A 24,774-nucleotide genomic window follows, 5' to 3' on the forward strand; every position below is an offset into this window, starting at 1 on the left:
TCAGGCCTCCAGATTCTTGCCGACGAGGCGGACGAGGAAGATCGACACGATATTGGCGAGGACGACCGCGACAATGGCGCCCGCCGACGCCGTTCCGACATCCCCTTCCAGCGAGATGATCGAGGCGATCAGGAAGGGCAGGTTCGAGGACGCCTCGCCGCCGCCGGTGGTGACGAAGATTTCGGCATAGATCGAAAGCAGGAAGATCGTCTGGATCAGGATCACCACGGTGATGGCGCGCTTCATGTGCGGCAGCGTGATGTAGAAGAAGGAGGAGATCGGGCCGGCACCGTCCATCTCGGCCGCTTCCTTCTGCTCTTCCGAGAGAGACTGAAGCGCGGTCAGGAGGATGAGCGTGGCGAAGGGCAGCCACTGCCAGGCGACGATGATGATGATCGACAGGAGCGGATGGTCCGTCAGCCAGTTGATCGGCTGCAGCCCGACGGTGGTCAGTGCCCAGGCGATCACACCATTCACCGGGTTCATGATCATGTTCTTCCAGACCAGAGCGGCGACGGTCGGCATGACGAAGAACGGGGCGAGCACGAGAAGCCGCACGACCGTCTGGCCGTAAAAGGCCTGATCGAGCAGGAGCGCGATGAGAACACCGCCGATCATGGTGATCGCGAGCACCCCGGCGACGAGGATCAGCGTGTTCTGGAAGGCGCTGATGAAGCGCGGATCGGACAGGAAGTAGGTGTAGTTCTCGATGCCGACGAAGGGCGTGATCGGGTCGTAATAGGTGTATCGCAGGGTCGAGAAGTAGAGCGTCAGGGCGAGCGGCACGATCATCCAGATGAACAGTGCGACCACCGAAGGCGCCATCATCCAGCGCGCGACCGATTTGGTATGCGTTGTCGCCATAGTTCCCCCCGGGCGAAGCGCCCGCCTTCTTCCGTGCGGGCTGGTGATGGATAGCGCGCGATCTCGGCGCCACGCGTGCGCCGGCCGAACAGGTCTCAGGCCGGCAAATGTCTCCCGATCATCCGACGACGACATATGAATCCTCCGGCCGGCACAGGGCCGGCCGGAGGATCGATTCGGAGCTTACTTGATGTAGCCGGCGCGTGTCATCTCGCGCGTGGCCTGCGCCTGCGCGGCGGCGAGCGCCTGATCGACGGTCGTCGAGCCCGACAGGGCGGACGCCATCTGCTGGCCGACAGCCGTGCCGAGACCCTGGAACTCAGGAATGGCAGCGAACTGGAGACCGACATAAGGCTTGTTCTCGCCCATGGACGGATCGGCCTTATTGATGGAGTTCAGCGTCTGCTGCGCGAAAGGCGCGGCCTTCAGGTAGTCGGCGTTCTTGTAGAGCGATTGACGCGTACCCGGAGGAACGTTGGCGAGGCCCTTTTCCTTTGCGACGAGGTCGAGATAGGCCTTGGAGGTTGCCCAGGACACGAAGGTCTCGGCCGCTTCCTTTTTCTGCGACGAAGCCGGAATGCCGAGCGACCAAGCCCAGAGCCAGTTCGCGCCGTCGTTCGGGCAGTTGTCGATGCCGCAAGGCGCCGGGGCGAAGCCGACCTTGTCCGGCACCTGGCTCTGCTTCGGGTCGGTGACGAAGGACGCCGCGACGGTGGCATCCATCCACATGCCGCACTTGCCCTGGCCAAAGAGCGACAGCGTCTCGTTGAAGCCGTTGGAAGCGGCACCCGGAGGGCCGTACTTCGTCATCAGGTCGACATAGAGGGCGACGGCCTTCTTCCAGCCGTCGCTCTCGAACTGCGGCTTCCAGGTCGCGTCGAAATAGTTGGCGCCGAAGGAGCGGGCCATGTTGCCGAGGAACGCCATGTTCTCGCCCCAGCCGGCCTTGCCGCGCAGGCAGATGCCATACACGCCGGCCGACTTGTCGGTCATCTTCTCCGCCGCTTCGGCGATGAAGCTCCAGGTCGGCTTCTCCGGCATCTTGAGGCCGGCCTTGTCGAGCAAGTCCTTGCGGTACATCGTCATCACGCTCTCGGCGTAGAACGGCGCCGCAAAGAGCTTACCGTCCGTCGAGAGCGCCGCGCGGATCGGCGGCAGCAGGTCGTCGGCGTCGTAGTCTGTGCCGAGCGCGTCGAGCGGCGCGAGCCAGCCCTTCTTGGACCAGATCGGAACCTCATAGGTGCCGATCGTCATGATATCGAACTGGCCGCCATTGGTCGCGATGTCGGTGGTGACGCGCTGGCGAAGGACGTTCTCCTCCAGCGTCACCCAGTTCACCTGGATGTTCGGATGAGCCTTGGTGAACTCACCGGTCAGGCTCTGCATGACGATCATGTCATTGTTGTTGACGGTGCCGATCGTCAGCGTCGTCGGCTGCTGCGCATTGGCATTGCCGGCAAGCGCGAGCAGGCTCGCGGCCGCTACGAAACAGTTCATCTTTCCCATGCGCATATCGATTTTCCTCCCTGACGCCCCGTGCGGGGCCCTTGTTCCGAGATGATCTCAGCTGGCGACTCACGATGGCCTCGACTCCATCGCGAACGAATTGATGCCGTGCGAGCGACATTGGCACCGATCTGCGGTTTGAACGCAAGAGCGACATAACATTCCGTCACCCGCAATCCCCGTCGGATTGAACGGCGGTTCAACCGCCCTTCCCAAGCCTCGCTCTGACCGCCCTGCCCCAAAGGAAGGACAGGTCCACCCTTCGACGCAGCAATTTCGAGCCATGTAACCTCAGGTGAAAAGGCCGGTCCAGACCGAACGCCCATTATACAGGAAAATCTCAGTCTGCCTTCGCTTTCCCAACCGGTACGGAATCCTCCCGCGATCGGCCGAAGCCGATCGCGGGAGGACCCCAAATCCAGAGACGAGATGATGGCGTGTTCAACAGCGGTCGCGAAGACGCGTAGGCAAGGAAGATTGGGCTCCTCACTCGCCTCAAGCGCATCGCAGGCCGCATCATGCTCGCTCGACCTCAGTTCGTCGCAAGGCGGATCTGCCCGTCCTCGTGAACGGCGATGCGCTGCTCGGCGGCGAAGAAGCGGATCTGCTCCTCGTCCAACCGCCGCTTCAGGCGGCGATTGAACTCCCGCCCAACGCTCCATTGCTGCAACGGCTTGCAGCGAATCGCGCCTTTGATGACGACGCCTTCCCGCGTGAAGCCGTCAACGCCCCAAATCTCCAACGGCGCCAGCATGTCCACCCCGAAGACGGGATCGGTCAGGATCTGGCGGCCGACCTCCTGCATGATCTCCATGGTCCGGTCCGCATCCGAGCCGAAGGCGATGGACACGTTGAGGGGGAAGATGCCGAAGCCGCGCGAGTTGTTCTGCAGCGCCTTGATCTGGCTGAATGGAACCGAGTGCAAGGCGCCGTTGCCATCGCGGATGCGCACGGTGCGAATCGTCAACCCCTCCACCGTTCCGGTCCGATCGCCCGTCGAGATCACGTCGCCGACCGCGATCGTGTCCTCGAAGATGATGAAGAAGCCGGTGATGACGTCCTGCACCAATTGCTGCGCGCCGAAGGAGAAGGCCAGACCGATGACGCCGGCACCGGCCAGTAGCGGCGTGACGTCGACGCCGATATTGGCCAGCATGGCGATAACGGTGACGATCGATAGGACCACGAAGACGAGGTTGCGCAGAAGCGGAAGCAGCGTGCGAATGCGGCCCGAACGGGTGCGCGCCCGGCCCCGGCTGTCGGTCGGCTCCAGGAGATGGGTGACGGCCGTGTCGATCGTCGTCCAGATGGCGTAAATCACGGCCGGTACGATGACGAGCGAGAGCATGGGCTGAACGAAGCGCTGGCCTCGCTCGGAGCCGAGCCAGCCGGCGAGGTCGAAGCCCCAGACATCCACCGCCTGCACCACCACGAAGGCGGCGACCGCGATCTGCAAGAGCAGGTGGAAGATATCGAGATAGCGCCGCGTCACCGCGCTCCGCAACGTGATGCGCCCTCGGCTCATATTGCCGGACAGACGCCTGAAGCCGGCATTGGCCACCGCCAGCAGCGCCAAGCCGCCGAAGATGTAGAGAAGCGCCGCCGTGCTTTCGAGAATGAACATGCCGTTGCCCGTCCCCGTCAGACGCGCGACGACATTGGCGACCACGAAGGCGAGCGCCACGAGATGCCACGACGTGGCGAGGCCCCGAAAGGCCGAGGACAGGACGCCGGACGAGCGATCCTTCGCCCTACCCTCACGATGGCCGCGAATGAGAAGACTGCGCACGGTCAGCCGGTGACGAAGGATGAAGGCCGCCGTCAGAACAGCAAGGCACAGGTCGATCACCAGCGAGGCGACGTCGGCGACGTTGAAGCCGACCACGGTTCGCAGGCTGAACTCGCGAAGGATCGCCGCCGTCGCCGCAAGGGCGGCCAGCGTCGACACCCAGCGCAGGAGGCGGCGTTGCGCATAGCCGATCAGCCGCCAGCCGCGCGTCGGGCCAAGCGCGATCAGCATATAATAGAGAAGCTGGCGCGTCACGAGCGCGGCGAAGAGCGGCGAGAACAGGGCGACGAACAGCCGACCATCCCGCCAGGTCGGCGCGAAGGCGGCGGCCCAGGCCGAGGCCGCGCCCACCACGATCAGGAGCGGCACGACGCCGAAGGGCACGCATTGTGCAATCCGGCGCGCGATCTGGAAGCCCGTGCCGGTCGGGCGCTGCTGCAGCTCGCGCCGCCGACGCAGCCAGCGGTTTCGAAACAGGAACACGTAGAGGCCGACGACCACGACGGCGCCGGGCAGCGCCCAGGTCAAGAAATCGAGCGTCGCCTTGCCGCCGAACGAACTGTCGATGCGCGATTGAAGCTCGTCGGCCGCCTGGGTGAGCTTCTCCTCCACAGGCGCGCCGAGGGATGTCGTCTGCGCCGCCTCGCCGCTTTCCGCAAGGCTCGACGAAATCGCGCCGATCAACCCCTTTTCTCCGATGATGGGGGCTTTCTCGCCCCCGGCCGGGGGTTCGGCCGGAGCCCCTTGTGCCCCGTCCGCACCCGCCTTTGCGGCCTCCCCCTTGCCGGCGGGCAGAGCGCCCTCGAGCGAGCGCAGCTCGTTCAGCAAGGCTGCGCGGCGCGCATCGTCCGAGAGGAGGCCGATCACCCGTTGCAAGGCCTCGCGGTCCGCCTGCGGATCGGTCGCGGCAGCGGTTGGTTCGGTCTGCGGCGTCTTTGCCGCTCCGCTGGTCAGGCCGGGGATCATCGGGATCTGGGCCAGCGCGGCGGTCGGTAGCGCGGCGATGACAAGGGCATAAAGGGCCGCGATCGCGACAAGTCGTTTCAGCAAGAGGTCCTCGTTCGGTTTCGCGTCGAACCGGCTCCCCACGCAAAAGCGCCGTTCGGGAGCTTGGTCGGGTCAGAGCGTCGTCGGTCTCTCTCCTCTCGCCTTGGTCCGGCGGCGAGATGGTTGGAAACGTCGGGGAGTCGTTTCTGTTGCCTTGCAACATAAGCGTGGCGAGAGTTCGCCGAAGATCGAGCCTCGGAGGAAGACAGCGTTAAGGATCACCGAAGCGTGAGCAGCCGGATCAGGCGGTGGAGATCGGTCGCTCCCCCTTTTGCCGCTTGCCCCTTACGCATCTTGCCGCATCTTTGCTCACGGATCCGCGAGGGTTCGGACCTGTCATTACCGCGAGGCGTCGCTCGCTTAAGGACAGGCCGTCGCTCGCTTAAGGACAGGCCATAGTGAAGAAGCACCGAAGGATGTCATGCACGGTCGCGCCTCGGAACCGAAATCCGCCTCACCGCACTCTCTCGACGCAGCGAAGGCAGTCCAATTTCGCCCTGGCGGGAATTGCCTCTGCGTGGCGGAGGCCCATCGCGCCGCGCTGATCGTGGATGCGGACGAATATTTCGTTCACGCGCGCGCGGCCATGCTGCGCGCCAAACGCCGCATCGTCCTGGTGGGCTGGGATTTCGACGCGCGCATTCGCCTTGGCCGGCCGGAAGGCGACAACGCGCCGGAAAAGGTCGGTGACTTCATCTATTGGCTTGTGGACCAGAACCCGGCCCTGGAGGTTTATCTCCTGCGCTGGGACCTCGGCGCCCTGAAGACGCTGGTGCGGGGCTCCACCCTCTTCACAGTGATGAAATGGATGAGTCATCGGCGCATCCACACCAAGCTCGACAGCACCCATCCGCCCGGCGCTTCGCATCACCAGAAGATCGTCGTGATCGACGAGAGCCTGGCCTTCTGCGGCGGCATCGACGTGACGGAGGAGCGCTGGGACACGCGCGAGCACGTCCATCACGATCCGCGCCGGCTTCTGGTCAGCGGCAAGCCGCACAAACCCTGGCACGACGCGACGACAGCCGTGGACGGCCCGATGGCGCTGGCGCTGGCGCAGGTCGCGCGCGACCGCTGGCACGATGCCGGCGGGCGACCGATGGAGCCGCTGGGCCGCACCTACGACCCGTGGCCCGAGAAACTGAAGCCGCATTTCGAGAATGTGCGAATGGCCGTGTCGCGATCGAGCCCGCCCTCGCACACCCATGGGCCGATCACCGAGATCGAGACGCTCTATCTCGATCAGATCGCCTCGGCACGCCGGACGATCTACGCCGAGAGCCAATATTTCGCATCGCGCCGCATCGCCGAGGCGATCGCCAAGCGGCTGGACGAGGAGGACGGGCCGGAAATCGTCCTCATCAACCCTCTGAACGCGCAGGGCTGGCTGGAACCGCTGGCGATGGACACGGCACGCGCGCGCCTGCACGAGGTCCTGCGCCAACACGACAGGCATGGCCGCTTCCGCATCTACCACCCGTTCACCGATGGAGGCGACGCGATCTATGTCCACGCCAAGATCCTGATCGTCGACGATCGCATCCTGCGCGTCGGCTCCTCCAACCTCAACAACCGCTCGATGCGCCTCGACACGGAATGCGACGTGACGATCGACACCTCGCTGCCGGGCAATTTCGACAAGGGGCCGACGATCCTCCATCTGCGGGACGATCTGCTCGCCGAACATCTCGGCGTAAAGCGCGATGTCGTGACGGCCCAGCTCGAGCGCACCGGCTCGCTGATCGCCACGATCGAGGCGCTGCGCGGCGAAGGCAAGACGCTTCGCCCCTATGAGCGACCGGAGCTTACGGGCATGGAGCAATGGCTGGCCGACAACGAGGTTCTGGACCCGGAAGGGCCGGACGAGATGTTCGAAGGGTTCGAGAAGCGCGGTCTGTTCCGACGGCTGAAGCCCCGCAACTGGCGAAAGGCCAAGCCCGCCTGATCCGGACACAAATGAGCCCGCTCTGGGGAGGACAGAGCGGGCTCTAGCAATGCAACGTTCTGGGAGGAAGTGTTGCAAGTCCCTTGAACCATGTTCCAGCCGCGTGAGCCACACCTTCCAGCGCATGGCTCCCATGCACGCAACGGCTGCAAGGTGGTATCATCGGCGCAGGAGAGGCCAAGGGGCCACTGCTCAGACAACCATACCCTCGAAGGCAACCCAGGCCGGTTCCGTCGCTTGCGCTTCCGGCCCTCGTTTCACGCAGAGCAACCCGTCCAGCGCGGCGACGACATCCGCCTGGAACGCCGTTTCGCGGGCCAGCCGCCAAGCCGCACCGTCGCGCCCGTCCGGCCTCGGCGTGTTCAACGCTTCCAGAATGGCACTCACCATGTCGGTGGCGCCGTTGGCGACACGAAGGTCCAGCGGCGGATCGTCGATGCCGCGCAGCGCGATCGATGTGGCGACGGTCGGCACACCGAGGCCCAACGTCTCGATCGTCTTGATTTGAATGCCCGAGCCGACGGTGCTCGGGATCACCACCACCGCGCAGCTTCGTAGAAAGGCGCCGGCATCCGGCACGAAGCCGGCGAAGCGAACCGGGCCGAGCGACGTTCCCGGCGCATGATGGCTTCGCCCTGCGACGACGATCCGAAGATGCCTCGGCAGGCGCGGCGCGACGTTCGCCAAGAACCAGTCGAGACCGGCGCGGTTCACGTCCCAGTTCCAACTACCGAGAAGCCCGACATCGACGCTGGGGTCCGGCAGCGGCTGCGAGGCCCCGCGAAACGCCTGGCCGGGAACGCCGAAGGTTCGAACCACCCTGCCCGGTTCCAGCTGGGCGAAGGCTGATCCGTCGTCCTCCGATAAGGTCCAGACCTGCCCCGCGCGGGCCACCGCCGCCCGTTCGATCCGCAGAAGAGTCTCGGCCTCGCGCCGATAGATCACGCTTTTCAACCGCTGCCGTAGGCCCGGCTTGGCCGCGCCGGCGATCGCATCGCCATGGCTGCCATAGAGCCGATGCTCGACATTGTGCGCGATCAGCACCACCGATTGCTCGCGCGGCAAGGCGGGAAGAAGCCAGCTGGCCTGCGCATGGTCGACCACGACGAGATCGGCGAGCCGGGTGCGAAGCCGAAGGCGCACGAAGCGCTTCATCGCCGCGCCGACATATTTTTGCACGGAGTAAGGCCGACCGGTCAGTAGCGCGCGGCCCATCCAAAGGCCTGCCTGGAGCGGCCGACCCGCGCTTTCGATCGGCCAGTCGCGAGGCGACAGGAAGCCCGGGGGAGGATTGGTGTCCTGCCCCTGCCGGTGATAGCCGACCACCTCGACCTCGCAGCCCGCAGCCTTCAACCCGTTGATGAAGTTCATGGAGGCGATTTCGCCGCCGGTGGTGCGGCCATGCGGCAGAACGGTCGTCAAAAACAGGACCCGGCGACGCCCCGGCACTACCGGCTCCGCCGGCTTGGCCTTGAAAAAGGCGCCGGCCGCCAAAGCGAAGATCACCGGTCCGCGCTTGAGATAGCGCCCGGCCATGCGCCGGGGATTGCTCACCAAGCGGTGCAGCCATTCAAGGCCCGCCCGCCGCATCGGCTCGGGCGCGCGGATCTGGCGCCGCGTCAGAAAATCGACGCTGGCGCCGACGCAGAGCGCCAAGCCGCGCTGGCGCCCGGCAAGCCCGAGATCGCGGGCGAACAATTCTTGCTTGGGAAAGGACAGGCAGACGAGGAGAAGGTCCCACTCCGCCGCCACGGCCCGCTCCACCGTCTCCCGCCACTCGGCCGAACCGACGGCAAGCCGGGCGGCGCAGGGCACGTGACGAAGGGCGATCGAGGGAAAGCGCGCCTCCAGATCGCGAAAGGCCGCCTCGTCCGGCCCGATCACCGCAATGCGCACGCCGCGCTGAAGCGGGTGTTCCAGAAGATCGCGCGTCAGGTCCGAACCGGGATAGGGCGTCAGATGCACGCCGGAAAGAGCGGCGAGCTTCGCGAGGACCTGGCTGTCGCAAATCTGAAAGCGAGCGCCGTCATAGACCTCGCGCAGGGCGGCGTCGCCGCGATGATAGGACACGACATGATCGACATTGGGCGTGACGACATAGCCGAATCCGCCCTTCAGCGCCTCCCGAAACGCGGCGCGCACCCCCGAGGGATTGGCGTCCAGAAAACGCATCCCGAGATACTCGATCGTCGACATCATGCAGCGATCCTTCCGTCTGGCGGCATGATGACCGTCAAATCTTAAGGACACCCTTGGAATGCGCGCTTGGGCCGCGAACGCCACGTTGAGGCCGAAGCCGCCTCGACCGTGCTTGACGCTCGGCCGGGCTTCGGTCTCCACTCCTTTCGAGTTCCCGCCTTCGAGGTCTTGCGTCCATGTCCCATTCGTCCCCGCTCTGGACCCCTTCGCCCGAGCGCGCTGCCGCCAGCGGCATGAACGCCTTTCGCGCCTTCTGCGAGGCTCGGCGGGGAGCGGCCATGGCGGACAGCGCGGCGTTGCAGGCCTGGTCGCTGGCCGAGCCGGACCTCTTCTGGGATGCCGTCTGGGACTTCTTCGAGGTTGTCGGCGATAAGGGCGGAGCGCTGATCGCGGATGGGGACCGGATGCCCGGCGCGCGCTTCTTTCCCGAGGCGCGACTGAACTTCGCGGAGAACCTCCTGCGGCCCCTTCCCGGGATCGACGGCGAGGCCGACGCGCTGGTTTCCATCTGTGAGGACAAAGCGGAAAGCCGCTGGTCCTGGCACCGGCTTCGGGCCGAGGTTTCCCGCCTTCAGCAGGCGATGCGGGCGGCCGGGATCGAGGTGGGCGACCGTGTCGCCGGTCTCATGCCCAACATTCCCGAATCGATTGCCGTCATGCTGGCCGCGACTTCGCTCGGCGCGGTCTGGTGCTCGGCCTCGCCCGATTTCGGTCCGCGCGGCGTGCTCGACCGATTCGGCCAGATCGAGCCCAAGCTGCTCGTGACCGTGGATGGCTACTGGTACGCGGGCAAGCGCATCGACCTGCGGGAGAAACTGGCCGAGGTTCTGCCGCAGCTTCCGACGCTGACGAAGCTCGTGATCGTACCGCTGATCGGCAGCGATCTCGACCCCGCGAGCCTGCCGGGCAGCACGAGTCTAGACGCTTTCACCGCAGATTTCGAACCGGCGGAGCTTTGGTTCGAGCGTCTGCCTTTCGACCACCCGCTCTTCATTCTCTTCTCGTCCGGCACCACGGGCGCACCCAAATGCATCGTGCACCGGGCGGGCGGCGTGCTGCTCCAGCACCTGAAGGAGCATGGGCTGCACACGGACGTGAAGCCGGGCGATCGGCTCTTCTATTTCACCACGCTCGGCTGGATGATGTGGAACTGGCTCGTCTCGGGGCTGGCGCGCGGCGCGACGCTGCTTCTCTTCGACGGCTCCCCCTTCCACCCTTCGGCGCCCGTCCTGTTCGACTATGCCGAACGGGAAGGCATGACGCATTTCGGCACCTCGGCCAAATATATCGACGCGCTGCGCAAAAGCGGCACGAGGCCCGCCGAGAGCCACGACCTGACGAAGCTGCGCGCGATGATGTCCACCGGCTCGCCGCTCAGCATCGAAGGTTTCCGCTTCGTCTACGAGGGGATCAAGTCCGACCTGCACCTCGCCTCGATTTCGGGCGGCACGGACATCGTCTCCTGCTTCGTACTGGGCGACCCGACACGGCCCGTCTATGCCGGCGAAATCCAGGGGCCGGGCCTCGGCATGGCGGTGGAGGTCTGGACCGACGAGGGTAAGCCCGCCCCGGTCGGCGAGAAGGGCGAGTTGGTCTGCACCCGGCCCTTCCCCGCCATGCCGCTCGGATTCTTTGCGGACGAGAGCGGGGCGAAATATCGCGCCGCCTATTTCGAGCGCTTCCCCGGCGTCTGGTGCCACGGCGACTTTGCCGAAACCACGGAGCATGGGGGCCTCGTCATCCACGGGCGCTCGGACGCGACGCTGAACCCCGGCGGCGTGCGCATCGGCACGGCCGAGATCTATGCGCAGGTCGAGACGATTCCTGAGGTTAACGAGGCGATCTGCATCGGGCAGGAGAATGAGGGCGACGTTCGAGTCGTGCTCTTCGTCACGCTACGAAACGGCGCCGAACTGACCGACGCGCTGAAGGACACGATCCGCCGCACGATCCGCACGGGTGCTTCGCCGCGCCATGTGCCGGCGGTGATCGTCGCGGTTTCCGACATCCCACGCACCAAGAGCGGCAAGATCGTGGAACTCGCCGTTCGCGACACGGTGCATGGCCGCGAGGTCAAGAACAAGGAGGCGCTGGCCAACCCCGCCGCGCTCGATCTTTACCGCGATCGGCCAGAGTTGCAGGGTTAAACGGTCAGGTGCTTGCGCACCTCGGGGTCATCGAGATCGGCCCCGACGCCTTCGAAGACGATCTGGCCGCGATCCATGATGTAGACCTTATCGGCGAGCTCTCGGCAGAAATCGAGATATTGCTCGACCAGGAGAACGGCGATCCCGGCCTCGTCCTTGAGGTATCGGATTGCCCGGCCGATATCCTTGATGATCGAGGGCTGGATGCCCTCGGTCGGCTCGTCCAGCACGAGAAGGCTGGGGCGCGTGACCAGCGCCCGGCCGATCGCCAGTTGCTGCTGTTGGCCGCCCGACAGGTCACCCCCGCGCCGGCCCAGCATGGATTTCAGAACCGGGAAGAGCTCGAAGACATGCTCGGGGATCGTGCGCTCAGCGCGCTTTACCGGCGCGAAGCCCGTCTGCAGATTTTCCTTCACGGTGAGCAGCGGAAACACCTCGCGCCCCTGCGGCACGAAGCCGATGCCGGCCCTCGCCCTCGTATAGGGCGCCGCGCCCTTGAGGTCGGCGCCGGCCAGCGCGATCTCGCCCGAGCGGATCGCCTGCTGGCCGACGATGGCGCGCATCAGCGAAGTCTTGCCGACGCCGTTGCGCCCGAGGACGCAGGTGATCTGCCCCTTTTCCGCGCTCATCGACACGCCGCGCAAGGCCTGCGCCGCGCCATAGAAGAGATCGACATCGGAAACACGCAGCATGGCTCAGCGCCCCAGATAGACTTCGATGACGCGCGGATCGGCCGAAACCTGATCCAGCGGTCCTTCGGCCAGCACATGGCCCTCGTGCAGACAGGTGACCTTGACGCCGAGCGCGCGCACGAAATGCATGTCGTGCTCGACCACGACCACCGAGCGGGTCTGCGCGATTTCGCGAAGGAGCCGCGCCGTTTCCTCGGTCTCGGCGTCGGTCATGCCCGCCACCGGCTCGTCCACCAGAAGGAGTTCGGGGTCCTGCGCCAGCAGCATGCCGATCTCCAGCCATTGCTTCTGGCCGTGGCTGAGATCGGCCGCCGGCAGATGCCGCTTGGCCGAAAGGCGCACGGTCTCCAGAATGCCGTCGATCCGCGCCCGCTCCTCGCCCGTGCGCTTGTGGAACAGCGTCGCGAAGACGCCTCGCCGGCCGGACAGGGCCAGAACCAGATTGTCCTCCACCGTGTGGCTTTCGAAGACGGTCGGCTTCTGGAACTTTCGGCCGATGCCCATGGAGGCGATCTCGGCTTCGTCGTGCGTGGTGAGGTCGGTATTGCCGGCGAAATAGACCTCGCCCGCATCGGGCCGGGTCTTCCCGGTGATGATGTCCATCATCGTCGTCTTGCCGGCGCCGTTCGGGCCGATGATGGCGCGCATCTCGCCGCGCGCGACGACGAGCGACAGGTCGTTGATCGCCTTGAATCCGTCGAAGCTTTTGGTGACGCCGTTGAGATAGAGCAGCGTTTCGCCACGCGGCGGCTTGCCAGCGTCCTCCCTTTCGCGCGCTTCGGCCAGAAGCGTGGCGTAGGGATGGGGCGACAGTCGTGGAGCGGTCTGGGTCGTGGTCTCGATCATGGCGCTCACTCCGCCGGGCTGGGATTGGGAACGGGCTCACCGGCCACGCCCTTTTCGGCGCGCGCGGCGCGGCGTCGCTCGCCGAACGCCCGCCAGCCATGGTCGATCGTGCCGACGATGCCGCGCGGCAGGAAGAGCGTGACCACCACGAAGAGCGAGCCGAGAACGAAGAGCCAGCTTTCGGGGGCTGCGGCGGTGAAGTAGCTCTTGCCGCCATTGACGAGGAGCGCGCCGAGCACCGGGCCGAGGATCGTCCCGCGCCCTCCGACCGCCGTCCAGACCACGACCTCGATCGAGTTCAGCGGTGCGAACTCGCCGGGATTGATGATGCCGACCTGCGGCACGTAGAGCGCGCCGGCGACACCGGCCATGACCGCCGAGAGCGTGAAGGCGAAGAGCTTCACATGCTCCGCCCGCCAGCCGAGAAAGCGCGTTCGGCTTTCGGCGTCGCGCACGGCGACCATGAGCAGCCCGAGCTTGGAGCGCGTGACGGCGGAGACGACGAGGACGAAGAGCGCCAGCGTGACCGCCGTCGCCGCGAAGAGGCCGGCGCGGGTCGAGGCGGCCTGGATCGGGAAGCCGAGAATGTCCTTGAAGTCGGTCAGCCCGTTGTTGCCGCCAAAGCCCATGTCGTTGCGGAAAAAAGCGAGCAAAAGGGCGTAGGTCAGAGCCTGCGTGATAATCGAGAGATAGACGCCCGTCACGCGCGAGCGAAAGGCGAAATAGCCGAACAAGAAGGCCAAGAGGCCCGGCACCAGGAGCACCATGAGGGCTGCGAACCAGAACTGGTCGAACCCCTGCCAGAACCAGGGCAGCGCCTTGTAGTTCAGGAAGACCATGAAGTCCGGCAGGACCGGATTGCCGTATACGCCCCGGCTGCCGATCTGGCGCATGAGATACATGCCCATCGCATAGCCGCCGAGGGCGAAGAAGGCGCCATGGCCGAGCGACAGGATGCCGACATAGCCCCAGACGAGATCGAGGCTGAGCGCCAGGATGGCGTAGGAGAGATACTTGCCGAAGAGCGGCACGAGATGGTCCGGCACGCGCAAGGGGTGGCCGGCGTGAAGCGCGAGGTTCGAGACGGGAACCAGCACCGCGACAAGAAGCAGGATCGCGGCGAGCCAAAGGGCCCGGGGTCCGAGAAAGCGGGCAGTGATCATGCGTCGACGAACCTTCCCTTGAGGGCGAAGAGGCCGCGCGGGCGTTTCTGGATGAAGAGAATGATGAGAACCAGCACCACGATCTTGCCGAGCACCGCGCCGGCATAGGGCTCGAGGAACTTGTTGAGGATGCCGAGACTCATGGCCCCTACCAACGTGCCCCAAAGATTGCCGACGCCGCCGAACACCACGACCATGAAACTGTCGATGATGTAGCCCTGCCCGAGATCGGGCGAGACGTTGTCGACCTGGCTAAGCGCGACGCCCGCCATGCCGGCGATGCCGGAGCCGAGAGCGAAGGTCATGGCGTCCACCATCGGCGTTCGGATGCCCATCGCGGCGGCCATTCGGCGGTTCTGCGTCACGGCGCGCATCTTGAGGCCGGCCGAGGTGCGATTCAGCGCGAAGAGCAGCGCGGCGAAGACGGCGAGCGCGAAGACGATGATCCAGAGACGGTTCCAAGTCACCGACATCAGCCCGACCTCGGAGGAGCCCGACATCCAGGACGGATTGGACACCTCGCGATTGGTCGGCCCGAAGATCGTGCGCACGGCCTGCTGCAGGATCAGCGAAACGCCGAAAGTGGCGAGCAGCGTTTCCAGCGGGCGGCCGTAGAGGAAGCGGATGATGCCGCGCTCCATGACGAAGCCGACGAAGCCCGCGACGAGAAAGGCCAGCGGCAGGGCCAACGCGAGACTGTAGTCCAGCCATTGCGGTGCGTTCGCCCGCAGCGCCTGCTGCACGACGAAGGTCGTGTAGGCGCCGATCATCACCATCTCGCCATGCGCCATGTTGATGACGCCCATGACGCCGAAGGTGATGGCGAGGCCGATGGCGGCGAGAAGCAGAACCGAGCCGAGCGAGATGCCGTACCAGATGTTCTGCGCTTGGCCCCAGAATGCGATCGTATCGGCAATGGCGGAAACGCCACTTGTGGCGGCTTTGGCGACGGCGGGGTCGGCATCGTTGGAGAAACCGGCGAGAACGTTCTGCGCCGTGCGGTCTCCGCGCGTGGCAAGCACCTTCACCGCCTCGGCGCGCTCGGCGCCCGGCCGGTCGGAGCGAAGCACGGCGACCGCCCTCGCCTCCTCGAAGCGCGTGCGGATCGCCGGCTCGCTCTCCTTGGTGATGGCGCCGTCCAGCGCCGCAATCTGATCCGGCGCGGCTTTTTCGAACAGGCTGCTCGCGGCCCGCATGCGCTCGGCCGGATCCTCGGAGCCGAGCGTCAACGCGCCTTTCAGTTCCGCCACCAGCGCACGGATGGAATTCTTGACGCGGACCTTCTCCAGGCTCGCCTTCGGCAGGTCGCCGAGCGGGGCCGACGTCAGGGGGTCGATGGCCGCCAGCGTCGCGCCTCGGCCCGTCGCGATCACCACGCGGTTGTCGGTCTTGGAATAGTAAAGGTCGCCCGAGGCGAGAGCGTCCATCGTCGGCGCGACGCGGGGATCGCCCGTCGCGGCCAGAGCGCGCAGATTGGCCTCCGTCTCCTCGAAGCTCTTCTTGCCGGCAAACCCGGCGATGATCGCGGCCGGGTCGGCGCCTTGGGCAAAGGATTTGCCGCCGGTCGCCAGGAACGCGCCGGCCAGAAGCGCGAGGGCGACAGCCAGCACTTCCAGAAAGCCGGTCAGCACGGCTCGAAGCTCAGTCAACATCGAAACGTCCCACATTGGGGGTAAGGCGGAGGAATGCGCCGGACCGAGCCGGAGATGGAAACGGTCCCCGCGAGGGGGACCGTTTCGCAGGTTCCCGACCGCCGCGCATCGACGTGTGGGAAAGCCGAGATCAGTTGGAAGCGGCCTGCGCGCCGGCGCCGCCGCACTTGCCGGTCTGCGTGTTGAAGTTGCCGCAGTTCATGGGCTTGCGCCAATCGGAGATCAGCGGCGCCGATTCCGGCAGGTAGTCCGACCACTCGTCGCCCAGCACAAGGCCAGAGGTTTCGTGCACCACCTCGAACTGGCCGTCAGCCTGGATCTCGCCGATCAGAACAGGCTTGGTGATGTGGTGGTTGGCGCCCATCGAAGACATGCCGCCCGTCAGGTTGGGCACGGCGACGCCGACCATGGCGTCGATCACCTTGTCCGGGTCGGTCGTGCCGGCCGCCTCGACGGCCTTAACCCACATGTTGAAGCCGATGTAATGGGCTTCCATCGGGTCGTTAGTCACGCGGTCGGTGTTCTTGGTGAACGTCTTCCACTTGGCGATGAAGTCCTCGTTCTCCGGCGTGTCGACCGACTGGAAGTAGTTCCAGGCCGCGAGATGGCCGACGAGCGGCGCCGTGTCGATGCCGGCGAGCTCTTCCTCGCCCACCGAGAAGGCCATGACCGGCGTGGTCTCGGCCGAAACGCCCTGGTTCGCCAGTTCCTTGTAGAAGGGCACGTTGGCGTCGCCGTTCACGGTCGACACGACGGCGGTCTTCTTGCCCGAGCCGCCGAACTCCTTGATGGCCGAAACCTCGGTCTGCCAGTCGGAGAAGCCGAAGGGCGTGTAGTTTACCTTAATGTCCTCGGCGGCGACGCCCTTGGACTTCAGATAGGCTTCGAGGATCTTGTTCGTGGTGCGCGGGTAGACATAGTCCGTGCCTTCCAGCACCCAGCGCTGCACGCCGTCGTTCATGAGATAGTCGACGGCGGGGATCGCCTGCTGGTTCGGGGCTGCGCCGGTGTAGAAGACGTTGCGCTCGGACTCTTCGCCCTCGTACTGCACGGGGTAGAACAGGATCGAGTTCAGCTCCTTGAACACGGGCAGGACCGACTTGCGCGACACCGAGGTCCAGCAGCCGAAGGTCGCGGCGACCTTGTCCTGCGCGATGAGCTGACGGGCCTTTTCGGCAAAGAGCGGCCAGTCCGACGCGGGATCGACCACGACGGCTTCCAGCTTCTTGCCGAGGAGGCCGCCCTTCTTGTTCTGCTCGTCGATGAGCATGAGCATGGCGTCTTTCAGTGTCGTCTCCGAAATCGCCATCGTGCCCGACAGCGAGTGGAGAATGCCGACCTTGATCGTGTCGTCGGCGGCGAAGGCGCCATGAAGCGCGGTGGTGGAAAGGGCCGCAGCCAGCGCGGCGCCAAAGAAACTGGCCTTGAACGTCATGATTCGAACCCCTCTTCGTCTTCCCCGAGCGACTGGCACCCCAGGGCCCGCCGCGTTCGGATTGGACTATCGGTTGCGCGCGACGCTTCGCACATACGTCGAATGACGTAGGTCGGGCGGTGGGGTCGCTGGTCTTGCGTTTCGGCCCTCGGCCGGAAACAATGCTCAAAACCCGGTCAATGCGGACTGACAACCAGAAAACAGGCATGACCGCGCGCCAACGCATTCTTCCCATCCGCCGCGAATACAATCGCTGGGTCGCCAACCAGACGTTGGAGGACTATGCGCTGCGCTTCACCGCCAAGCGCGCCCGGCGCTGGACGGCGCCGCGCGTGTCGCAAACGGCGATCGGTGCCATCTCCTTCCTGGCGCTGGAGGCGGTGGGCGGGGCGATCACCTTGTCCTTCGGCTTTTCCAACGCGGCGCTGGCGATTATGGTGGTCGGCTTCGTGCTGCTCGTCACCGGCCTGCCGATCAGCTACTATGCTGCGCGCTACGGCGTCGATATCGACCTTCTCACGCGGGGCGCGGGCTTCGGCTATATCGGCTCCACCGTCACCTCCCTGATCTACGCGACCTTCACCTTCATCCTCTTCGCGGTGGAAGCCTCGATCATGACGGCGGCGCTGGAGCTTGCCTTCGGCGTTCCGCTCTGGCTCGGCTACATCGTCTCGGCCCTCGCCGTCGTGCCGCTGGTGACGCACGGCGTCACCTGGATCAGCCGGTTCCAGCTCGCCACCCAGCCGCTCTGGATCGGGCTCAACATTCTGCCGGTCGGCTTCATTCTCTGGCACGACTGGGGCTCGATCCAAGCCTGGGTGAACTTCCCTGGCCTCGAGGCAGCGCCGGGCACCGACGCGCTCAGCCTGGTGAAGTTCGGCGCGGCGGCCTCGGTGATCCTGGCGCTGATGCCGCAGATCGGCGAGCAGGTGGATATCCTGCGTTTCCTGCCCGAGCAGCGTCGCGCCTCGCTGCGCGACCGCGCGGGCCGCTCGTGGTGGCTGGCGCTTCTCTCGGCCGGTCCGGGCTGGATCGTGCTGGGCGCGCCGAAACTCTTCTTCGGCTCGTTCCTCGCCGTCCTGGCGCTTCGTGCCGGTGTCGCGCCCGAGCACGCGGCGGAGCCGGCCTACATGTACAATGTCGCCTTCGGCTTTGTCCTGCCCTGGCCTGAGGCGGCGGCTCTGCTGACCGCCGGCTTCGTGGTGGTGTCGCAGCTGAAGATCAACGTGATGAACGCCTATGCGGGCTCGCTCGCCTGGTCGAACTTCTTCTCGCGCCTCACCCACAGCCATCCCGGCCGCGTCGTATGGCTGATCTTCAACGTCGCGATCGCGCTGCTCCTCATGGAGCTCGGCATCTACGAGGCGCTGGAGGTGACGCTCGGCCTCTTTGCCAATGTCGCCGTCGCCTGGCTCGGCGCGATCGTCGCCGATCTCGCGATCAACAAGCCGCTGGGCCTGTCGCCTAAGGGCATCGAGTTCAAGCGCGCGCATCTCTACGATCTCAACCCGGTGGGCCTCGGGTCGATGGGACTTGCGACGCTCGTCTCGCTTCTGGCCTTCGGCGGGTTGTTCGGCGCGACGGCGCAGGCGCTTTCAGCCTTCGTCGCGCTCGGCGTCGCGCTCGCGGCGGCGCCGCTCATCGCCTACGCCACGGACGGGCGCTACTATCTCGCCCGCAAGCCGCGCGCCGCCTGGGCGCGGCGGACGGAGATCACCTGCCGGGTGTGCGAACTGCCCTTCGAGCCCGAGGACATGGCCTATTGCCCGGCCTATTCCGCGCCGATCTGCTCGCTCTGCTGCTCGCTCGACGCGCGCTGCCATGACCTCTGCAAGCCGCATGCGCGCTTCTCCGCGCAGGTCGCCTCGCTCGCCACCGCCCTGCCCGAGCGGCTTCGGCGGCGGATCGACGCCAAGGTCGGCCACTATCTCGGCGGCCTCGCTCTGCTCGCGGGCGTCATCTCGGTGGTGCTTTCGCTGATCTACTATCAGGCCGTTCTCGCGAGCCCGGACGATACGGAGGTGATCGCCAAGGCACTCTGGGCCGCCTTCTTCGTCCTGATGATCGTCGCGGGCATTTCGACTTGGTTCTTCGTCCTGGCGCAGGAAAGCCGGCGGGTGGCGCAGGAGGAATCGGCGCGCCAGACGACGCTGCTCCTGAAAGAGATCGAGGCGCACCAGCGCACCGACGCCGCCCTGCAGAGGGCGAAGGAAATGGCCGAGGCGGCGAGCCTTGCCAAGAGCCGCTACGTCGTGGGCATGAGCCACGAGTTGCGCACGCCGCTCAACGCCGTGCTCGGCTATGCCCAGCTTCTGGAGCAGGACGCGGCCATTCCCTCGGCCAAGATGGGCGGCATCCGCACGATCCGCCGCTCCGCCGAGCATCTCTCAGGGCTGATCGACGGGCTCCTCGACATTTCCAAGATCGAGACCGGGCGGCTGCAGCTCCAGCGCGGCGAAGTGCGGCTCGCCGACTTCCTGGCCCAGCTGGTCGACATGTTCCAGTTGCAGGCGAGCGCCAAGGGGCTCGACTTCCGCTTCGTCCGCCCCGAGCGCCTGCCCGAGGTCGTGCGCACGGACGAGAAGCGGCTGCGGCAGATCCTCATCAACCTCCTGTCCAACGCCGTAAAATACACGGAGTCCGGCCACGTCACCTTCGAGGTCGCCTATCGCAGCCAGGTCGCGATCTTGACCGTCACCGACACGGGCCCCGGCATTCCCGAGCCGGAGCTCGGCCGCATCTTCGAGCCGTTCGAGCGGGGCAGCGCGGCGCAGGGCAAGACGCCGGGCCTCGGCCTCGGTCTCACCATCACTCGGCTTCTCGCAAATCTCATGGGCGGCGACATCAAAGTATCGTCCACGGCCGGAGAAGGAAGCCGGTTCGAGGTGCGCGTCATGCTTTCGGCCGTGCCCGACGCGCGCGTCTCGCCGATCCCGGCCGGCGCGGAGCGAGGCGCAGCCAGCGCAATCCAGGGCTATGCCGGGCCGCGGCGAACGGTTCTCGTGGTGGACGACGACGAGACGCATCGCGATCTCATGGTGGAGGTTCTGCGCCCGCTCGGCTTCATCGTGCTGACCGCGCCGGATGGTCCGGCGGCCCTGGCGGTCACCGCCGAAATGCGACCCGATCTCTTCCTGCTCGACGTGCAGATGCCCGGCATGAACGGCTGGGACCTCGCCAAGGCCCTGCGAACGGGCGGCCAGACCGGAACGGTCGTCATGCTGTCGGCGACCTTCGCGGAGGCGCCCGGCGCGGGCGAGACGGCGCCGGAGGCCGCCGCGCAACTGGCCAAACCCTTCGACCTGCGCCAACTCCTGGCGACGGTCGGCGACGTGCTCGGCCTCGAATGGACGCGGGGCAAGCCGCCGGCGAAGGTGACAGAGCCGCCCCGGCCCCTTCGCTATCCGCCACCGGCCGATATCGCTCAGCTTCTCCAGTTCGGACGGATCGGCTATGTCAGGGGCATCGAACAAAAGCTCGCAGCCATCGAGGACGACCCCGACATGAAGCCTTTCGTGGACGCGATGCGAGTTCACATCGGCAGGTTCGACCTGCGCCGCATGGTGAGCGCGCTGGAGGCCGCGCCCGGTGAGTGAGGCGCGCCCCGGGGCCGGCGAGCGGGAGCGCGACATCGTGCTCGTGGTGGACGATTCGCCCGACACGCTGCGGATGCTGACCGACGCGATCGAACAGGGCGGCTCGACCGTTCTGGTCGCGCTCGACGGCGAGCAGGCACTCGGCATTGCCCAGGCGATCACGCCCGACATCGTGCTGATGGACGCGGTCATGCCGGGCCTCGACGGATTCGAGACGACGCGGCGCCTGAAGGCCGACCCGGCGCTTCGCCATGTTCCCGTGATCTTCATGACGGGCCTCGCCGATACCGAGCATGTCGTGCGCGGGCTGGAAGCCGGCGGGGTCGACTACGTCGCCAAGCCCATCGTGCCGGACGAGCTTCTGGCGCGCATGCGCGTTCATCTCGCCAATGCCCGCGCCGCGCAAAACGCCCGCGCCGCGCTGGACACGGCCGGGCGCTTTCTTCTGGCGAGCGACGGCGCCGGCGTCGTGCTCTGGTCGACGCCGCAGGCAACGCGGCTTCTGGCCGGTGTCTTGGAGCCGATCGACGGGCGCCCGGCCCTGCCCCAACCCTTACGCGACTGGCTGCAAGACGGCGCGGCCGGGCAGGCTCCGGTGGCAAGCGAACTCGTCTCGGAAGCCGGGATGCGGCTTCAGCTGAGCCCGCTCGGCAAGGTCGGAGACGACGAACATCTGTTCCGCCTCACGGTGGACGACACGGCGGGCGAAGAAGCGCTCCTGCGTCAGCATTTCGGCCTCACCATGCGCGAGGCCGACGTTCTTCTCTGGCTCGCGCGCGGCAAGTCCAACCGCGATATCGCCGCGATCCTCGACCTCAGCCCCCGCACGGTGAACAAGCACCTCGAAGTGGTCTTCGCCAAGCTTGGGGTCGAAAACCGCGCGACGGCCACGTTTCTTGTGATGAAGACGCTGAGCGAGCGGTGACCCCGCTCAAGCGGTGACGGCGTCGCGATATAGCTGCCAGCGGCGTGGGCGCACGTGGAGTTCGGTGCCCGGCTCGCCGCCTCGGTCGGCCGGCATCTCGACTTCGATGCGGCGCCGATCCGGCCCCAGTTCGAACTCGGAAATGCGCGAGCCGCCGGCCCGGCGCGACAGCGAGACCGTGCCGCTCAACGCCGGGCTGCCCGGCTCCACGATGTCGAGATCATGCGGGCGGACATAGAGGTTCCAGCGCCCGTCCGCCTCCTCCGTCCGGCCGAGGAGAATGTCGCCATGGCGGATCTCGCCCGAGCGCACCTCGACCGGCACGAGGTTGGACTGGCCGATGAAGGAGAAGACGAAAGGCGTGCGCGGCCGGTCGTAGATGTCGTCGGCCGAGCCGACCTGCTCGATCCGGCCCTGGCTCATGACCACGACGCGGTCCGCCAGCTCCAGCGCTTCTTCCTGGTCGTGCGTGACGAAGACCGTGGTGAGGCCGATCTTGTCGTGCAACTCGCGCAGCCAGCGGCGCAGTTCCTTTCGCACCTTGGCGTCCAGCGCGCCGAAGGGCTCGTCCAGAAGAAGGACGCGAGGCTCGATGGCGAGCGCGCGGGCGAGCGCCACGCGCTGCCGCTGACCGCCCGAAAGCTGCTGGGGATAGCGCTTCTCCAGGCCAGAAAGCTGCACGAGATCGAGCAATTCGCTCGCCCTGCGGCGAATCTCGGCCTTGGCCGGACGGCTGCTGCGCTCGCGAACGCTGAGGCCGAAGCCAATATTCTCGGCCACCGTCATATGCTTGAACAGCGCATAATGCTGGAACATGAAGCCGACATTGCGCTCCTGCACCGTCTTCGACGAGGCGTCCTCCTCGCCGAAGAAGATCTGGCCGCTGGTCGGGAACTCCAGTCCGGCGATGAGGCGTAGAAGCGTCGTCTTGCCAGAGCCGGAGGGTCCGAGCAGCGCGATCAGCTCGCCCGAGCGAATGTCCAGCGAAACATCGTGGAGCGCGGGATAGAGATCGAATTCCTTGCGGATGTTGCGAACGCGAATGTCCATGGGAAATGTCCTTCGATCTCAGTGGCCGCCGCGCGCGGAGGCGATGTCGCCGGCATAGCGCCATTCCAAAAATGCCTTCAGACCCAGCGTGACGAGCGCGAGGAAGGCCAGGATGGAGGCGACGGCGAAGGCGGCGGAGAAGCTGTATTCGTTGTAGAGGATTTCGACATGCAGCGGCATGGTGCTGGTCTGGCCGCGAATGCGGCCCGAGACTACGGACACCGCGCCGAACTCGCCCATGGCGCGGGCGTTGCACAGGAGCACGCCGTAGAGCAGCGCCCATTTCACATTGGGCAGCGTGACGCGGAAGAAGGTCTTCCAGCCCGTGGCCCCAAGCGAGATCGCCGCTTCCTCGTCACCCGTACCCTGCTCCTGCATGAGCGGGATTAATTCCCGCGCCACGAAAGGCAGCGTGACGAAGACGGTGGCGAGCACGATACCCGGTAGGGCGAAGACGATGTGGATCCCCGTCCCTTGCAGGAGCGGCGCGAAATAGCCCTGCGCCCCGAACAGGAGGATGTAGACGAGGCCCGCGATCACCGGGGAAACCGAGAACGGCAGATCGATCAACGTGATCAGGAGCGCCTTGCCCTTGAACTCGAACTTGGCGATCGCCCAGGCGGCGGCGAGGCCGAACACGACGTTGAGCGGCACGGCGATGGCCGCCACGAGCAGGGTCAGCCGGATGGCGGCCAGTGCGTCGGGCTCCACGATCGCCGCCCAATACATGGCGACGCCGTTGCGGAACGCCTCAACGAACACCGCAACGAGCGGCAGGAACAGGAAGAAGCCGAGAAACACGAGCGCGACCGCGATCAGCGTCCACTTCACGGCCGGCCCTTCGGTGGTCACCGGGCGGCGCTTGCGGACGACCAGAGGCGGCGCCGCGTTCAGGGAAGCCTCAAGCACCATGACCGTATCTCCGGCGGCTCCAGGCCTGAATGAGGTTGATCGCGAGAAGCATGAGGAAGGAGATGATGAGCATCACGGCCGCGACCGCCGTGGCGCCGCCATAGTTGAACTCCTCCAGCCGAATCACGATCAGAAGTGGCGCGATTTCCGAGACATAGGGAATGTTGCCGGCGATGAAGATCACCGAGCCGTACTCGCCGACCGAGCGGGCGAGCGCGAGCGCGAAGCCCGTGAGCAGCGCCGGCATGATGCTGGGAAGCACGACGCGGGTCACCGTCTGGAAGCGGTTGGCGCCGAGCGTCGCGGCGGCCTGCTCCACCTCGGCGTCGATCTCCTCCAGCACGGGCTGAACGGTCCGCACCACGAAGGGCAGCGACACGAAGACCAGCGAGACCACGATCCCGAGCGGCGTATAGGCGACCTTGAGTCCCAGCGGCGCCAGGAACTGGCCGACCCAGCCATTGGGCGCGTAGAGCGCGGTCAAGGCAATGCCGGCGACGGCCGTGGGCAGCGCGAAGGGCAGATCGATCACCGCGTCCACCAGCCGGCGGCCGGGAAAGTCGTAGCGAACCAGCACCCAGGCGATCAGAAGGCCGAACACGGCATTGACCAGCGCGGCCACGAAGGAGGCACCGAAGGACAGGCGCAGCGCGGCCAGAACACGCGGGTCCAGCGCCAGCCGGACGAACTCGTCCCAGCCGAGGCTGGAACTGCGGATTGCCAAAGCCGACAGGGGAACGAGAACGAGAAGGCCGATATAGGCCAGCGTGAATCCGAGCGCGAGGCCGAAGCCTGGGATGACGCTCGGCGCGCGAAAGCGCGGCAGAACGGATGACGCCATGGATCAGCGCAACCCGCGTCTGGCCCGGCGGGCGGGCGGTTGCGGCCGGAAACCGGTCCGGTGCAGCATTGGAAACCCTTCGATCCTGCCGTGAGCCGGCATCATGCGTAGAAAGAACCCGGCGGGACAAGTCCCGCCGGGGTGAAGTCCCCAAACCTCTGGGAG

General features: G+C 66.1%; 16 protein-coding genes. 4 read left to right on the forward strand and 12 right to left on the reverse strand.

What is annotated here, in order from left to right:
- The 3 genes from AUL32_RS16975 to AUL32_RS16985 form a co-directional block, all read right to left on the reverse strand.
- A complete protein-coding gene (locus AUL32_RS16975; RefSeq protein ID WP_061975720.1) occupies positions 1–864 on the reverse strand; it encodes a carbohydrate ABC transporter permease in 864 nt (287 codons plus the stop codon).
- 183 nt (positions 865–1,047) lie between these two features.
- The gene (locus tag AUL32_RS16980) at positions 1,048–2,370 is read right to left on the reverse strand and encodes an ABC transporter substrate-binding protein (RefSeq protein ID WP_062117504.1); all 1,323 of its coding nucleotides are present in this window, start codon (positions 2,368–2,370) and stop codon (positions 1,048–1,050) included.
- Between the two features lie 532 nt (positions 2,371–2,902).
- Complete coding sequence (locus AUL32_RS16985; RefSeq protein ID WP_156421512.1) at positions 2,903–5,209, reverse strand: mechanosensitive ion channel domain-containing protein; 2,307 nt, start codon at positions 5,207–5,209, stop codon at positions 2,903–2,905.
- 514 nt (positions 5,210–5,723) lie between these two features.
- On the opposite strand from AUL32_RS16985, the gene AUL32_RS16990 reads away from it, so the two are divergent.
- A complete protein-coding gene (locus tag AUL32_RS16990) occupies positions 5,724–7,151 on the forward strand; it encodes a phospholipase D-like domain-containing protein (protein WP_062117422.1) in 1,428 nt (475 codons plus the stop codon).
- Between the two features lie 192 nt (positions 7,152–7,343).
- On the opposite strand, the gene AUL32_RS16995 is transcribed toward AUL32_RS16990, so the two are convergent.
- Positions 7,344–9,350: a WecB/TagA/CpsF family glycosyltransferase gene (locus tag AUL32_RS16995; RefSeq protein ID WP_062117425.1), complete on the reverse strand. Its 2,007-nt coding sequence runs from the start codon at positions 9,348–9,350 to the stop codon at positions 7,344–7,346.
- Positions 9,351–9,526: 176 nt separating this feature from the next.
- Between AUL32_RS16995 and AUL32_RS17000 the strand changes: the two genes are divergently transcribed.
- Positions 9,527–11,497, forward strand: coding sequence for an acetoacetate--CoA ligase (locus tag AUL32_RS17000; RefSeq protein WP_062117427.1), 1,971 nt, complete (start codon positions 9,527–9,529; stop codon positions 11,495–11,497).
- Here the strand turns inward: AUL32_RS17000 and urtE are convergent.
- The 5 genes from urtE to urtA form a co-directional block, all read right to left on the reverse strand.
- A complete protein-coding gene (gene urtE / locus AUL32_RS17005; protein ID WP_062117429.1) occupies positions 11,494–12,189 on the reverse strand; it encodes an urea ABC transporter ATP-binding subunit UrtE in 696 nt (231 codons plus the stop codon). The genes AUL32_RS17000 and urtE overlap by 4 nt on opposite strands.
- A gap of 3 nt (positions 12,190–12,192) precedes the next feature.
- Positions 12,193–13,035: an urea ABC transporter ATP-binding protein UrtD gene (gene urtD, locus AUL32_RS17010; RefSeq protein ID WP_244497935.1), complete on the reverse strand. Its 843-nt coding sequence runs from the start codon at positions 13,033–13,035 to the stop codon at positions 12,193–12,195.
- Between the two features lie 5 nt (positions 13,036–13,040).
- On the reverse strand, positions 13,041–14,198 hold the full coding sequence (gene urtC, locus AUL32_RS17015; RefSeq protein ID WP_062117431.1) for an urea ABC transporter permease subunit UrtC: 1,158 nt from the start codon (positions 14,196–14,198) through the stop codon (positions 13,041–13,043).
- Positions 14,195–15,850, reverse strand: a complete 1,656-nt coding sequence (gene urtB / locus AUL32_RS17020; RefSeq protein ID WP_062117433.1) for an urea ABC transporter permease subunit UrtB — start codon at positions 15,848–15,850, stop codon at positions 14,195–14,197. Before urtB ends, urtC begins: the two co-directional genes overlap by 4 nt.
- Before the next feature lie 130 nt (positions 15,851–15,980).
- The gene (gene urtA / locus AUL32_RS17025) at positions 15,981–17,285 is read right to left on the reverse strand and encodes an urea ABC transporter substrate-binding protein (protein WP_062117435.1); all 1,305 of its coding nucleotides are present in this window, start codon (positions 17,283–17,285) and stop codon (positions 15,981–15,983) included.
- Positions 17,286–17,491: 206 nt separating this feature from the next.
- On the opposite strand from urtA, the gene AUL32_RS17030 reads away from it, so the two are divergent.
- Both AUL32_RS17030 and AUL32_RS17035 read left to right on the forward strand, forming a co-directional pair.
- Positions 17,492–20,881, forward strand: coding sequence for a hybrid sensor histidine kinase/response regulator (locus AUL32_RS17030; protein WP_062117437.1), 3,390 nt, complete (start codon positions 17,492–17,494; stop codon positions 20,879–20,881).
- Complete coding sequence (locus AUL32_RS17035) at positions 20,874–21,806, forward strand: response regulator (RefSeq protein WP_082659760.1); 933 nt, start codon at positions 20,874–20,876, stop codon at positions 21,804–21,806. The genes AUL32_RS17030 and AUL32_RS17035 overlap by 8 nt, the downstream gene beginning before the upstream one ends.
- 6 nt (positions 21,807–21,812) lie before the next feature.
- Here AUL32_RS17035 and AUL32_RS17040 read toward each other — a convergent pair whose 3' ends face one another.
- From AUL32_RS17040 to cysT, 3 genes are read right to left on the reverse strand one after another with little or no spacing between them, the layout of a single operon-like run.
- On the reverse strand, positions 21,813–22,856 hold the full coding sequence (locus tag AUL32_RS17040; protein WP_062117440.1) for a sulfate/molybdate ABC transporter ATP-binding protein: 1,044 nt from the start codon (positions 22,854–22,856) through the stop codon (positions 21,813–21,815).
- Between the two features lie 18 nt (positions 22,857–22,874).
- Entirely contained in the window at positions 22,875–23,768 is an 894-nt protein-coding gene (gene cysW, locus AUL32_RS17045) for a sulfate ABC transporter permease subunit CysW (protein WP_062117443.1), read from the reverse strand.
- Positions 23,758–24,609, reverse strand: coding sequence for a sulfate ABC transporter permease subunit CysT (cysT, locus tag AUL32_RS17050; protein WP_062117446.1), 852 nt, complete (start codon positions 24,607–24,609; stop codon positions 23,758–23,760). The genes cysW and cysT overlap by 11 nt, the downstream gene beginning before the upstream one ends.
- Positions 24,610–24,774: the final 165 nt, after the last annotated feature.

Source organism: Aureimonas sp. AU40, assembly GCF_001463785.1.
Taxonomy (GTDB): domain Bacteria; phylum Pseudomonadota; class Alphaproteobacteria; order Rhizobiales; family Rhizobiaceae; genus Aureimonas.

Bases quoted from the DNA above. Each gene is read 5' to 3' on its own strand.
- AUL32_RS16975 (WP_061975720.1), bottom strand. From the start codon at position 864: ATGGCGACAACGCATACCAAATCGGTCGCGCGCTGGATGATGGCGCCT.
- AUL32_RS16980 (WP_062117504.1), bottom strand. From the start codon at position 2,370: ATGGGAAAGATGAACTGTTTCGTAGCGGCCGCGAGCCTGCTCGCGCTT.
- AUL32_RS16995 (WP_062117425.1), bottom strand. From the start codon at position 9,350: ATGATGTCGACGATCGAGTATCTCGGGATGCGTTTTCTGGACGCCAAT.
- AUL32_RS17000 (WP_062117427.1), top strand. From the start codon at position 9,527: ATGTCCCATTCGTCCCCGCTCTGGACCCCTTCGCCCGAGCGCGCTGCC.
- urtE (WP_062117429.1), bottom strand. From the start codon at position 12,189: ATGCTGCGTGTTTCCGATGTCGATCTCTTCTATGGCGCGGCGCAGGCC.
- urtD (WP_244497935.1), bottom strand. From the start codon at position 13,035: ATGATCGAGACCACGACCCAGACCGCTCCACGACTGTCGCCCCATCCC.
- urtC (WP_062117431.1), bottom strand. From the start codon at position 14,198: ATGATCACTGCCCGCTTTCTCGGACCCCGGGCCCTTTGGCTCGCCGCG.
- urtB (WP_062117433.1), bottom strand. From the start codon at position 15,850: ATGTTGACTGAGCTTCGAGCCGTGCTGACCGGCTTTCTGGAAGTGCTG.
- urtA (WP_062117435.1), bottom strand. From the start codon at position 17,285: ATGACGTTCAAGGCCAGTTTCTTTGGCGCCGCGCTGGCTGCGGCCCTT.
- AUL32_RS17030 (WP_062117437.1), top strand. From the start codon at position 17,492: ATGACCGCGCGCCAACGCATTCTTCCCATCCGCCGCGAATACAATCGC.
- AUL32_RS17040 (WP_062117440.1), bottom strand. From the start codon at position 22,856: ATGGACATTCGCGTTCGCAACATCCGCAAGGAATTCGATCTCTATCCC.
- cysW (WP_062117443.1), bottom strand. From the start codon at position 23,768: ATGGTGCTTGAGGCTTCCCTGAACGCGGCGCCGCCTCTGGTCGTCCGC.
- cysT (WP_062117446.1), bottom strand. From the start codon at position 24,609: ATGGCGTCATCCGTTCTGCCGCGCTTTCGCGCGCCGAGCGTCATCCCA.